The sequence below is a fragment of the Streptomyces sp. MMCC 100 genome (genome assembly GCF_041538145.2).
Taxonomy (GTDB): Bacteria; Actinomycetota; Actinomycetes; order Streptomycetales; family Streptomycetaceae; genus Streptomyces.
In genome coordinates this window covers 7,815,726-7,827,811 of the sequence record NZ_JBGORK020000001.1, presented here as the reverse complement: position 1 = coordinate 7,827,811, position 12,086 = coordinate 7,815,726, and the positions used below count along the sequence as shown (strand labels likewise).

Annotated in this window: 8 protein-coding genes and 1 riboswitch; of the genes, 4 read left to right on the top strand and 4 right to left on the bottom strand. The window is 73.8% G+C overall.

The features are described from left to right. The first annotated feature begins 56 nt into the window (after positions 1-56). From ABS735_RS36310 to ABS735_RS36300, 3 genes are all read left to right on the top strand, one after another. The gene (locus ABS735_RS36310; protein ID WP_373904530.1) at positions 57-1,283 is read left to right on the top strand and encodes a PP2C family protein-serine/threonine phosphatase; all 1,227 of its coding nucleotides are present in this window, start codon (positions 57-59) and stop codon (positions 1,281-1,283) included. Between the two features lie 224 nt (positions 1,284-1,507). Further along, positions 1,508-1,665: riboswitch (cyclic di-AMP (ydaO/yuaA leader) on the top strand. Positions 1,666-1,675: 10 nt separating this feature from the next. Further along, positions 1,676-2,719 carry a M23 family metallopeptidase gene (locus ABS735_RS36305; RefSeq protein ID WP_373904529.1) on the top strand — a complete coding sequence of 348 codons (1,044 nt, stop codon included), beginning with the start codon at positions 1,676-1,678 and terminating at the stop codon, positions 2,717-2,719. Between the two features lie 137 nt (positions 2,720-2,856). Further along, a complete protein-coding gene (locus ABS735_RS36300) occupies positions 2,857-3,801 on the top strand; it encodes an aldo/keto reductase (RefSeq protein WP_373904528.1) in 945 nt (314 codons plus the stop codon). 16 nt (positions 3,802-3,817) lie between these two features. Here the strand turns inward: ABS735_RS36300 and ABS735_RS36295 are convergent, their stop codons facing one another. The 4 genes from ABS735_RS36295 to ABS735_RS36280 form a co-directional block, all read right to left on the bottom strand. Next, complete coding sequence (locus ABS735_RS36295; RefSeq protein WP_373904527.1) at positions 3,818-5,209, bottom strand: PrsW family intramembrane metalloprotease; 1,392 nt, start codon at positions 5,207-5,209, stop codon at positions 3,818-3,820. A gap of 10 nt (positions 5,210-5,219) precedes the next feature. Further along, positions 5,220-6,068, bottom strand: coding sequence for a tRNA (guanosine(46)-N7)-methyltransferase TrmB (gene trmB, locus ABS735_RS36290; protein ID WP_373904526.1), 849 nt, complete (start codon positions 6,066-6,068; stop codon positions 5,220-5,222). A gap of 78 nt (positions 6,069-6,146) precedes the next feature. Beyond that, positions 6,147-7,391, bottom strand: coding sequence for an L-2-hydroxyglutarate oxidase (gene lhgO, locus ABS735_RS36285; protein WP_373905137.1), 1,245 nt, complete (start codon positions 7,389-7,391; stop codon positions 6,147-6,149). A 106-nt stretch (positions 7,392-7,497) separates the two neighbouring features. Continuing rightward, a complete protein-coding gene (locus ABS735_RS36280) occupies positions 7,498-8,919 on the bottom strand; it encodes an NsdA family TPR-like regulatory protein (protein ID WP_373904525.1) in 1,422 nt (473 codons plus the stop codon). A gap of 746 nt (positions 8,920-9,665) precedes the next feature. Here ABS735_RS36280 and ABS735_RS36275 point away from each other — a divergent pair. Further along, on the top strand, positions 9,666-11,783 hold the full coding sequence (locus tag ABS735_RS36275; protein ID WP_373904524.1) for an asparagine synthase-related protein: 2,118 nt from the start codon (positions 9,666-9,668) through the stop codon (positions 11,781-11,783). Positions 11,784-12,086: the final 303 nt, after the last annotated feature.

Sequence of the window (12,086 nt, the reverse complement as noted above, 5' to 3'; positions counted from 1 at the left end):
CTGGAGTCCTGGACGGCAGGCGGCGCGCGGACGTACGGGGTGGCGGGAGACGAGTGGTGCGGCCAGGTGACGTGGACGACGAGGGAGCGGCCGCCAGGGCCGGTGGCCGGCTCCCCGGTGATCCCGTGCCCGACCCGGGCCTCGGAGACGAAGAGCCCCCCGCCGGGCCGCCGCCGCGTCGCCGGACCGCGTACCGGCGCGCCTTCGTGCACGCGCTCCCCGTGCTGCTGATCGTCGTCGCCATCCTGTACGACATCTTCACCCCGAGGTACTTCACCGCCGGCCCCCTCTACACGGCCGCGCCCCTGGTCGCCGCCCCGCTCTACTCACGGCGCGGCACGGCGCTCACCGGCGTCGCCGTGGTGGCCGCCGTCATCGGGCTGCAGATCGGCAAGGGCGTCCTCCACTACGTCGACTCCCTCACCGAGCTGATCACCATCGCCACGGTCGCCGTGCTCGCCGTCCTCGTGAACGGCCTCGTCCGCCGCAGCGACGAGCGCCTCGTCACCGTCCGCGAGATCGCCGAGGCCGCCCAGCGTGCCGTACTGCCCGAACCGGCCGAGCGCATCGCGGGCTTCGAGATCGCCGTCTGCTACGAGGCCGCGCAGGCCGACGCCTTCATCGGCGGCGACCTGTACGCGGTGCAGGACAGCGCCCGAGGCGTCCGGCTCATCGTCGGCGACGTGCGCGGCAAGGGCATGGGCGCGGTCGCCGCCGTCGCCGTCGTGATCGGCGCCTTCCGGGAGGCGGCCGAGCAGGAGGCGACGCTGGAGGCGGTGGCGCAGCGGCTGGAGCGGGCGCTGGCGCGCGAGGGCACCCGACGGGAGGGGCTGGACGCCTTCGAGGGCTTCACCACCGCCGTCCTCGCCGAACTCCCGCACGGCGACGGAACCGTACGCATCGTCAACCGAGGCCACCCACCGCCCCTGCTGCTCTACGCCGACGGCACCCTGGGCGCGCTGCCCGCCCGTGAGTCGGCGCTGCCGCTCGGCATGGGCGAGCTGGGCGTCTGGCCCGACCGGGCGGAGGAGGCCGCGTTCCCCGGTGGGGCCACACTGCTGCTCTACACCGACGGGCTGACCGAAGCCCGGGACACCAAGGGCGAGTTCTACGATCCGCAGGCGCGGCTGGCGGGCCGCGTCTTCCGGCATCCCGCGACGCTGCTCGACACCCTCGCCGAGGACGTGCGCCGGCATTCCGGGGGTGGCATGGCGGACGACATGGCGCTGCTCGCCGTACGGCGACCCCGGCGCGGAGACCATGATCATTGTCACGAGCCGTGACAGCGCGACCCCCCTCCGCATAACGACTGACACACCGTCAGGAGAAAGTGGCGCGAAGAGGAATACTGAGGGCGGGTCAAGTCGCCCGGTTTTCACCGGTCGTGAGGCGTACGTCCCGGCTGTTTTCGTTAATGATCAAGCGGAACGGCTTGGAATCCGAGCCCCGCGTCTATTAACGTTCGATAACGCAGCGCGGTCGTCCCAGCCGTCACAGAAGGCGGCTCCGTGCGCACGCGCCGAATCCCGCAAGGGAACCGGGGAACCACCACATTGGGGTGAATCGGGCGTATGGCGCCGTGGAAACACGGTCGGCACACACCCGTAGGAGACCTTCCTGCTCCGAACCCGTCAGCTAACCCGGTAGGCGGAAGGAAGGAAAGGAGCACGCCCACGTGGCGTCCAACCGGCCTGCCCCCGAGGCCCCGTTCGTGCCCACCGGGCACGGCACCGACACCTTCGGCTACGACGCCCACCGCGCCGAAGAGGGTCCCTGGGAGGAGTGGAACCCCACCGCGGAGTCCATCCGCCCCGTGCGCGGCCGGCACCGCGTCGCCAAGCAGCGCGGCGGACTCGCGCGCAGCTCCACCGTCCTCGGCGTCGGTGTCATAGCCGCCGTCGGCGCGGGCGGCATGGCCAGCGCGCAGACCGGCAAGCCGCCGGTGTCCATCTCCATGCCGGACCTGCCGAACGTGGGTTCGCTCATGCCCGGCGGCGACGCGGAGTCGGAGCCCGAGGGTTCCGCCGCCCCGCTCAGCGGCATCACCCAGGCCGTCGCCGCCGACACCGCGGAGGGCACCGGCACCACCGACGCCGGTGAGTCGCTGCGGGCCCGGATCATGGCGCAGGCCGAGCAGCAGCAGGCGCAGGTCGAGACCAAGGCCGCCGCCGAGGCCCAGGCCGCCGCGGAGAAGAAGGCCGCGGAAGCCGCCGCCAAGGCGGAGAAGGAGGCCCAGGAGAAGGCCGCCGCCGCCAAGAAGAAGGCGGAGGAGGAGGCCGCGAAGAAGGCCGAGGCCGAGCGGCTCGCGAAGCTGGCCAAGCAGTACACGCTGCCGACCTCCTCGTACACGATCTCCTCGACCTTCAACCAGGCCGGTTCGCTGTGGGCCTCCGGCCACCACACCGGCCTCGACTTCGCCGCCCCCACGGGCACCCTGCTCAAGGCGGTGCACAGCGGCACGATCACGTCGGCCGGCTGGGACGGGTCGTACGGCTACAAGACCGTGCTCACCCTCGACGACGGCACCGAGCTCTGGTACGCGCACCAGTCGTCCATCAACGTCAGCGTCGGTCAGAAGGTCACCACCGGTGACGTCATCGGCCGCGTCGGCGCCACCGGCAACGTCACCGGCGCCCATCTCCACCTCGAGGTCCACACGGCGGACGGCTCGGGCATCGACCCGATGGCCTGGCTGCAGAGCAAGGGGCTCACTCCCTGATCCGCCCGGCCCACTGATTCGCCCCGCTGAACCCCGGCGGTCCTGACGGCAACCCCCCGACGTCAGGGCTGCCGGTTTGCGGGGTTTTTGCGTGTTGGCCGGAATGGCCCGCTCCGGTGCGGTCGTTGACGCTCTACATGACTTCTCTGCGCAAGCTCGGCTCCTCCGACCTCGAGGTCTTCCCTCTCGCCCTCGGCGGCAACGTCTTCGGTTGGACCGCCGACCAGGACCAGTCCTTCGCCGTCCTGGACGCCTACACGGCGGCCGGCGGCAACTTCGTCGACACCGCCGACTCCTACTCCGCCTGGGTCGACGGCAACAGCGGCGGCGAGTCCGAGACCGTCCTCGGCCAGTGGCTCGCGGCCCGCGGCAACCGTGACGACGTCGTCCTCGCCACCAAGGTCAGCCAGCACCCCGAGTACCCGGGCCTGTCCGCCGCGAACATCAAGGCCGCGGCCGACGCCTCGCTGCGCCGCCTGGGCACCGACCGCATCGACCTCTACTACACCCACTTCGACAAGCCCGAGGTGCCGGTCGAGGAGATCATCGGGGCGCTCGACGAACTCGTGAAGGCGGGCAAGGTGCGGCACATCGCCGCCTCCAACATCTCCGCCGAGCGGCTCGCGGCGTCCCTGGAGTTCTCCGACCGCGAGGGCCTGGCCCGGTACGTCGCCCTCCAGCCGCACTACAACCTGGTCTCCCGCGACACCTACGAGGGCGAGCTGCGCGACCTCGCCGAGCAGGCCGGTCTCGCCGCCGTCCCGTACTACGCCCTCGCGGCCGGGTTCCTCACCGGCAAGTACCGGCCCGGAACGGCCGTTGACAGTCCGCGGGCGGGCGGTGCGGCGAAGCACCTGGAGACCGAGCGCGGGCGTCGGGTGCTCGCCGCCCTGGACGAGATCGCCGAGGCCCACGACGCTCCCGTCGCCACGGTCGCCCTCGCCTGGCTGGCCGGCCGGCCGACGGTGGCGGCGCCGATCGCCTCCGCGCGCACGGTGGAGCAGCTGCCGGCGCTGCTGGGCGTCGCCGAGCTGAACCTGACGGAGGACGAGGCCGAGAGGCTCACGCGGGCGTCCGCCTGACCGGGCGACGCGGACCTTACGGCCGGTAGGGGCCGGGCGGCGCGTACGGCGCGTACTGCGGGTATGGCGCGTAGGGGGCCTGCGGGGTGGGCGGCGCGTACGAACCGGGCGCCGGGTTCGGTCCGTACGGCCCGTACGGGGGGCGCGCCGTCGCTTGGACGTACGCGCCCTGCGCCCCGTACCCGTACGCCCACGGCGGTACCGGCCGTGGCACGGGCGCCGGCGGCGCCGTGGCCCGGGCCGCGTACTCCAGCGCCGGACGGGCCACGCCCCGCAGATGCCACAGGGCGTCCAGCAGCTGCCGTTCCCGCACGGTGAAGTCGGCGCCCGCCCTGCCCCGGCGCCCGCGCTGCCGCAGGAACGCCACCGAGGTCGCGCAGGCCTCGTACCGCGCCACCGCCCGCGCCCCTTCCTTCCCGGCGTGCCGGCGGGCGTACTGCCGGGCGACGCGGCGGGCCCGCATCGAGGCGAGCGCGTACGGCTCCGCGGGCGTCAGCCACCCGGCGACGACATACGCGGGCAGCTCGGCCCGTACGGTGCCCAGTTCGCGCTGCCGGGTCCAGATCACCAGCCAGGTCAGCAGGCCGAACGACGGCACCATGAACGCCGCGTACACGGCGAAGAAGCCGTACTCGCCGAACGCGGCCGAGCCGTTCCACAGGGCGTGCATGCCCATCGCGAGCAGCAGTCCGGCCAGGGGGAGCAGGGCCCGGCGCAGGCGGTGCCGGCCCGTGGAGAGCGCGGCGATGCCGAAGCCGATGCCGGTGAGCACGGTGAACAGCGGGTGCGCGAACGGCGACATCACGACGCGGACGAAGAAGGTCGCCGCGGTGACGGATGCGATGCCGCTGTCGCCGGTCAGCTGATCGGTGCCGAAGGCGGTGCCCAGGTAGAGGATGTTCTCGGTGAAGGCGAAGCCGGTGGCGGTGACCCCGGCGACGACCACGCCGTCGACGATGCCGGTGAAGTCCCGTCTGCGGAAGAGGAAGACCAGGAGGACGGCGGCGGCCTTGGCGGACTCCTCGACGACCGGGGCTATGACCGTCGCCCCCAGGGTGTCCGCGCTTGCCGGGTCGGCGGTCGCGGTCGCTATCCAGCGCGTCGCGAAGCTGTTGGCGACGATCGCTATCAGCGCCGCCGCGCAGGCACCCCAGGCGAAGCAGAAGAGCAGGTTCCGCCAGGGGCCGGGATCGACCCGGTCCAGCCAGCGGAACGCCGCTATGAGCAGCGGCACGGGCAGTACGGCGAGGCCGAGTCCCACGAGGAAGCCCTGTGTGCCGGTCTGTTCGCGGACCAGGGCCAGGATCACCAGGCCGGAGAGCGCGAGCAGGGTGATCAGCGCGCCGTAACGCACCCAGGTGCGCTGCCACCAGTGCGGAGGGGGCTGATACGGGGGACAGGTGGCCACGGCATGGACCCTAACCGGTGGGGGGCAGCTCCTTGTGCTGTACGCGACGGAAGAGCAGGTCGTTCACCACATGTCCCTTGTCCAGTCCCTGGCCCTCGAAACGGGTCAGCGGCCGGTGGCCGGGACGCGGCGCGAATCCGCCGCCGGGCACGGTGTTCTCGAAGTCGGGGTGCGCGGTGAGCACGTCGAGCATCTGCTCGGCGTACGGCTCCCAGTCGGTGGCGCAGTGCACGACGGCCCCCGGGGCGAGCCGGGTCGCGGCCAGGGTCAGGAACTCCGGCTGGATCAGCCGGCGCTTGTGGTGCCGCTTCTTCGGCCAGGGGTCGGGGAAGTAGACGCGCAGCCCGGCGAGGGAGTCGGGGGCGAGCATCTCGCGCAGTAGGATGATCGCGTCGCCGTTGCCCACCCGGATGTTGGACAGCTCGTTCCGCTCCGCGAGACCGAGCAGGTTGCCCTGGCCCGGGGTGTGGACGTCTACGGCGAGGATGTTCGTGTCCGGGTCGGCGGCGGCCATCTGCGCGGTGGCCTCGCCCATGCCGAAGCCGATCTCCAGGACGACGGGACGGGTGTTGCCGAACAGCTCGGCGAGGTCGACGACCCGCTGTCCGTCGATGTCCAGCCCCCACAGGGACCACAGCCGCTGCAGCGCGTCCGCCTGCCCGGCGGTCACCCGGCTCCGCCGGGGCTGGAAGCTGCGGATCCGCCGCTCGAAGTGCGACCCGGCGGGATCGGCCTTCGGCCCGTCCGGGAAACGGGGCTCGCCCTTGGCGCGGATGTGGCGCAGGGAGGGCGCGGAGGCCGCGGTGGCCCCGGCCGAGGGCGGGGGAGCGGCGTCGGGGGTGCGGTGCGAGTCAGACACAATGCGTCGATTTTAGTCCGCGCACGCGGTGGTGGGCCTGGGCCCTGTGGTCTTCGGTCCGCGCACGCGGTGGCGGGCCTAACCCGCCTCCAGCATCGCCAGCGCCCTGCGCCCCACCTCCCGGCCGATGGGCAGGGACGCGGTCGCCGCGGGCGACGGCGCGTTCAGGACGTGCACCGCGTGGGCACCCTCCTTGATCAGGAAGTCGTCCACCAGCGTGCCGTCCGCCAGCACCGCCTGTGCCCGCACCCCGGCCGGCGCGGCGACCAGGTCGCCTTCCGTCACCGCCGGCAGCAGTCTGCGGACCGCCGCCGTGAAGGCACTCCTGGACAGGGACCGGCGCAGCTCGCCCGCCCCGTATCGCCAGTGCCGCCGGGCTATGTGCCACGAACCCGGCCAGGCCAGGGTGGCGCCCAGCTCGCGGGGGCGCACCACGCCCCAGCCGTACCCCTCGCGGGCCAGCGCCGGTACCGCGTTCGGTCCGACGTGCACGCCCCCGTCGATCCCACGGGTCAGATGCACGCCGAGGAACGGGAACGCCGGGTCCGGCACCGGATACACCAGTCCCCGCACCAGCTCGGGCCGGGCCAGCTCGTAGTACTCGCCCCGGAAGGGCACGATCCGCATGCCGGGGTCGTCCCCGGTCAGCCGGGCGATCTCGTCGCAGTGCAGTCCGCCGCAGTTGACCATGACCCGGGCGCGGAGCACGTCCCCGGCGCGGGTGCGGACGGCGACCCCGAGACCGGGGCGCCGGTCGACGTGGTGCACCTCGGCGCCGTAGCGGATCTCCGCTCCCGACGCGCGGGCGAGCTGCCGGGCCACGGCGCCGTAGTCGCAGACGCCGGTGGAGCCGACGTGTATGGCGGCCAGGCCGCGCACCTCGGGCTCGTACTCCTGGATCTGGCCGCCGCCCAGCTCGCGCACCGGTATGCCGTTCTCCCGGCCGCGCTGCACCAGGGCGTGCAGGCGGGGCAGCTCGGCGCGGTCGGTGGCGACGATCAGCTTGCCGGTGACGGCGTGGGCGATGCCGTACTCGGCGCAGAACTTCACCATCTCGGCGGCACCCCGGACCGCGTAGCGCGCCTTCAGCGAACCCGGGCGGTAGTAGACACCGCTGTGGATGACGCCGCTGTTGCGGCCCGTCTGGTGGCGGGCGGGGCCCGGCTCCTTCTCCAGGACCGTGACGCGGGTGCCCGGTGCGGCGCGCGTGATCGCGTACGCGGTCGACAGGCCGACGATCCCGCCGCCGATCACCAGCACGTCACAGTCGTACGCGATGCTCCGAACGGTCCCGGCCCGCACCCGCGCCGCCTCCCGGTCCATGTCCCGGCCCACCTCCCGCTCCGTCTCCCGGCTTCGATACTGCACTGCGCCACTGACAACGCCCTCAAACCCGTCAGGGGGCGCCAGGGAGTGTGCGGTGGTCCGGTCAGGCGGGAGTCACCAGCAGGGGGCGGGCGCGCTCGCGCAGCTCCACCACGCGCGGCTCGTCGCCGTACGGCTCCAGGCGGTGCAGGAGGTCCTTCACGTACTCGGTGGTGCGGGCCGAGGAGATGCGGCCGGCCACCTCGACCGCCCGCACGCCCTGCTCGCAGGCCGCGTCCAGATTGCCCGACTCCAGCTCGGCCACCGCCGAGACGACGAGTCTGAGGCCGTGCGAGCGTACGAACTCCTCCGTCGGTTTCGACAGCGCCTGCTCGGTGAAGCGGCGGACCTGGCGTGGTGCCTTCAGGTCGCGGTAGCACTCGGCCGCGTCGGCGGCGAACCGGTCGTAGGAGTAGAAACCCAGCCACGACGGGTCGCTGTCGCCGGGGCGGGCGCGCTCCAGCCAGCTCTCGGCGGCCTTCAGGGCGGCGCCGGCCGCCACCGCGTCGTTCGCGCGCGCGTGGGCGCGGGCCTCCACCAGGCGGAAGAAGCTCATGGTGCGAGCCGTGGCCAGGCCCCGGTTGCGCTCCAGGGCGGCCTGGGCGAGGTCGACGCCCTCGTCGCCGAAGCCGCGGTAGGTCGCCTGGAGGGACATGGAGGCGAGGACGTAGCCGCCGAGCGGCACGTCGGCCGCGGCGCGGGCCAGGCGCAGGGCCTGGATGTAGTACCGCTGGGCGGCCTCCTGCTGGCCGGTGTCGAAGGCCATCCAGCCGGCCAGGCGGGTCAGTTCGGCCGAGGCGCCGAACAGCGCGCGGCCGACCTCGTCGGAGTAGGAGCCGAGGAGCAGCGGTGCCGCCTCGACGCGTAAGCACTCGGGGACCATCGACGAACGCCAGTCGCCGCCGCCGTACTTGGAGTCCCAGCGGCGGGCGTCCTCGGCGGCCTCGCGCAGCTTCTGCACATCACTGTGGCCGACTTTGAGCGGTGCGCCGGAGCCCTCGGCCGGGCTCACCTCGCGCGCCACCGAGCTGTCGGCCGGGGTTATCAGCCATCGCGAGGCGGGCGTTGCATATGCGCTCACCGCGAACGATCCGGCGAGCGACTGCCAGATGCCGCCGCCGGCCCGGCGGCCGGCGAGGTCGAGACGGTACAGCTCGGTGGCCGATCTGACCGCCTGGCCGACGTCCCTCGGGAAGGCGAGGCCCACTTCGGGGGCGGGGTCCGCGTCCGCCAGGCCGATCTCGTGGAGCGGCACCGGACGGCCGAGCTTCTGGCCGATGGCGGCGGCGATGAGGTGCGGCGCCGCACCCTGCGGCACCATGCCCTTCGACACCCAGCGCGCCACCGACGTCTTGTCGTAGCGAAGCGTCAACCCGCGTTGGGCGCCGAGGTCGTTGACGCGCCGGGCGAGACCTGCGTTGCTGATTCCCGCGAGGGCGAGAACGGCGCCGAGCTTTTCGTTCGGCCCGCGTTGCTCCCTGGACATGCGCCACCCCTCGACACAGACGGCTGCCGCGCTGGCATAACCACGCGGCATTCGTAAACCCAGCGTAGTTCGCCGCATCCCATGCGTTAAGAGGCATTCTTCCGGATGGCGGGATTGTGGTCCGTACTCAAGTGCGGTGTATGTACGGTCTGTTGCCACGTGCTCCCGATGTGTGGCCGTGCGCCCGTCCGTGCGCTCTTCTCCGGCCACGGCGGGAGCGATTCCATGGGCGGTGCGTGGGTCGGCCCGCTGTACTGGATCCAGTGGGCTGGGGGACTCCGCCGCCTACATCCCCGCGGGCGGCGGACCGGTCCGGGGGGCGAGTCCCGTCCCCCGGGCTGCGCGCCGCCGGCGTGTCGCCGGGCGGTGCGCAGAGTTTGTACGGAGCGTGTTCGAGTGTGGCCGCGTAACGCCGATTTGGCTGAAAATCACCGCTGGTGATTTTGGAGTACTACCGCCCTCACCACGGGAGTTGAGGGCGCGTTGGGGAGCCAAAGGGCGCGTTTCGGGGGCGCATTCGCGTCGTCTTCACGTCGTGGTTGTGGCGTGGTCGTGTCGTTCTCGCGTCTTCGGTGCGGTGTCCGGGAGGCGGCCGGGAGCGAGTCGGCGTTCTCGCGTGAGTCTCCGCGAGGGCGCACTCAGGGAGCACACGCGGCTCCGCCGACGCTCTGTGGCGCGCCCTTCATGGCAGCATGGGGAACCAGTTCGTACGGTGCACTGGTTGTCCCCAGCCTGTGGAGGCGTCGATGCGGTGGTTGGTGGGGTGGAGCAGCGCCGCCGTGGGGGCAGCGGGGATCGCCGGAGCGGGGGGCTCCGCGGGGGCCACCGGCTACGACGGCGAGACCGTGCAGCCCGTGGGCGCCCAGCCGTTGTGGGGCGACCCCGATCCCCTGTGGGCGGTCGGCGACTGGCGCCCCGACGAGGTGCGCGTCGTCACCGCCGATGCGCAGACCCGGATCGCCGTCCTCGGCATCTGCGGCGCGAGCGACGAGCAGCTGCGGGTCGCGCTGTTCGCCGCGCGCGGGGGCGCACTTCGGCATCTGACGGCGTGGCCCGGCAGCTACACGGCCGTCGTCCAGGTGGGGCGGCGGATCACCGTCTGCGGCGACCTCGCGGGCGCGCGGCCGGTGTTCCACACCCCCTGGGCGGGCGGCACCGCCTACGCGACCGCCGCGCTGCCGCTGGCCGACCTCGTCGAGGCCAACCTCGACTTCGGTCACCTCGCCGCGCTGCTCGCCACGCCCGACGTGCCGGCCGCGCTGGACGACTCCACCCCGTACGACGGCGTGAAGCGCGTTCCGCCGGGGCACGCGCTGATCCTGCGCGCCGGGGCGCGCGAGATCGCCGGGTACGAGCCGGTGGCCTCGCTCGCCGTCGCGGCGCCCGCCGCCGACCCCGACCGTGCGGTGGACGGCGTGCGGGACGCCCTGGTGGAGGCGGTGCGCACCCGGCTCGCCGCGCCCCGGCACGTTCCCGGCGACGGCATCGACCCCGGGCCCGTCCCGGGCATGGGGCCCGCGGAACGGCGTGCGGCGCGTGGCATGCCGGTGCCGGGGATCGGGGCCGACCTGTCGGGCGGGCCGGCCTCGGGCACGCTGGCGCTGCTGGCGGCGGGGCTGCCGGGGATGCCGGGGACTGTGCTGGGACACGGCACCGGGGCGGGGGAGCGGCTGCTGGCCGTCACCTTCAACGACCTCGCCGTCGGCGGGCAGGAACCCGAGCTGGCACGGGCGGGCGCGCTGGCGGCCAACCCGCGGCTGCACCACGTGGTGGTCACCGGCGGCGAGGACATGCTGCCGTACGCCGCGCTGGACGGGCCGCTGACCGACGAACCGGGCTCCTTCCTGGTCGCCGCGGCACGGCACCGGGCGCGGCTGGGCGCGGGCAGCGCGGACCACTTCACCGGGTACGGGGCGCGGCAGGTGCTCGACGCCCATCCGGCGCGGCTGGCCGACCTGCTCATGGACCGCCAGCGGCGCCACCTGGTCCGGCCGGTCGCCGCGCTCGCCAAGGCCGACGGGTCGGTACTGGTCCCCGCGCGCGTGTACGCGGCGGCGCGGCGGCTGGCGCGCACCCCGTACCGGAGCGGCCTCGAGGTGCTCGCCGAGCGGTTGCTGCGCAGACGGTTCGACACGCCGGGGGACGGGGCGATGGACGCGTCTTTGGCCGCGCTGACCTGGGCCGGGCCGGGGCCGGCGGCGCGGTGGCTGACCGGAGAGGCGCTGGCTGAAGTATCGGTTCGCCTGCAGACGTCCTCGCAGCGGTCGGGGGTGGGCCCCGGGCAGCGTCCGGGGGACTTCCGGGCGCGTGCGGCGCTGGCGCGGCAGGCGGCGGATGTGCGGGTGCTGGAGCAGGCCGCGGAGATCCGCTTCCAGCGGTTGCACACGCCGTTCCTCGACAACCAGGTCGTCCGCGCCTGCCGTGCCCTGCCGGAGGCGCTGCGGGTGCGGCCGGGGGCGCGGGCGGCGATCCTGCGGACCGTGCTGGAGGGGGCGGGGGTGAGCGATCTGCCGCCCGGGTGGGGGGCGCCCACCCAGGCGTTGGCGGCCTCCGCCTCGCGGACGGGGCTGCGGGTCGCCGCGGACTCCCTGCTGGGACTCTTCGACAGGCCGCTGCTCGCGGAGGCGGGGCTCGTGGAGGCGCGGGTCGTGCGCAAGGCGGTGCGCGCGGCGGCCGCGGGCGAGCCGTTGCCGTTGGACGGGCTGGCCGACCTCGTCTCGCTGGAGCTGTGGCTCGGCCGCCTCCTCGCCCGCCGCGGCACCTGCTGGACCGGCACCCCGGCCCGCCAACGCGCGGTACCCGCGGGCATCGCGCCGCAGCGGGGGGCGCTGGGCGGGACGGGGGCGGTTGTGCGGCGGGTCTGAGGGCGGTGGGGCGGAGCGGTGCCTCTGCCTCCGGCGGTGGTGGGGGTGCGGGGTGCCTGCGGCGGCCTGTGCGGGTTCGGTGGGGTGCGCGTAGCGCGGTGCGTTGTGGGTGGGTCGGGGCCGCGTCGGGGGGTGTCCGTCCTCGGAACGGCGCGGAATCGGTCAGTTACAGAGGCGCGGGGCGTTGACGCGCCAACCGCTGCGGGCGGACACCCCCCGACACGTCCCCTTCTCGCCGTACGCGGCTCCCCGCCGCCCACCGTCGCTGCCCCGTCCCGCCGTACGCGGCTCCCCGCCGTAGCT

Excerpts from the sequence above, each read along its gene's own strand:
- ABS735_RS36275 (WP_373904524.1), top strand. The coding sequence starts at position 9,666 with ATGCGGTGGTTGGTGGGGTGGAGCAGCGCCGCCGTGGGGGCAGCGGGG.
- lhgO (WP_373905137.1), bottom strand. The coding sequence starts at position 7,391 with ATGGACCGGGAGGCGGCGCGGGTGCGGGCCGGGACCGTTCGGAGCATC.
- ABS735_RS36300 (WP_373904528.1), top strand. The coding sequence starts at position 2,857 with ATGACTTCTCTGCGCAAGCTCGGCTCCTCCGACCTCGAGGTCTTCCCT.
- ABS735_RS36280 (WP_373904525.1), bottom strand. The coding sequence starts at position 8,919 with ATGTCCAGGGAGCAACGCGGGCCGAACGAAAAGCTCGGCGCCGTTCTC.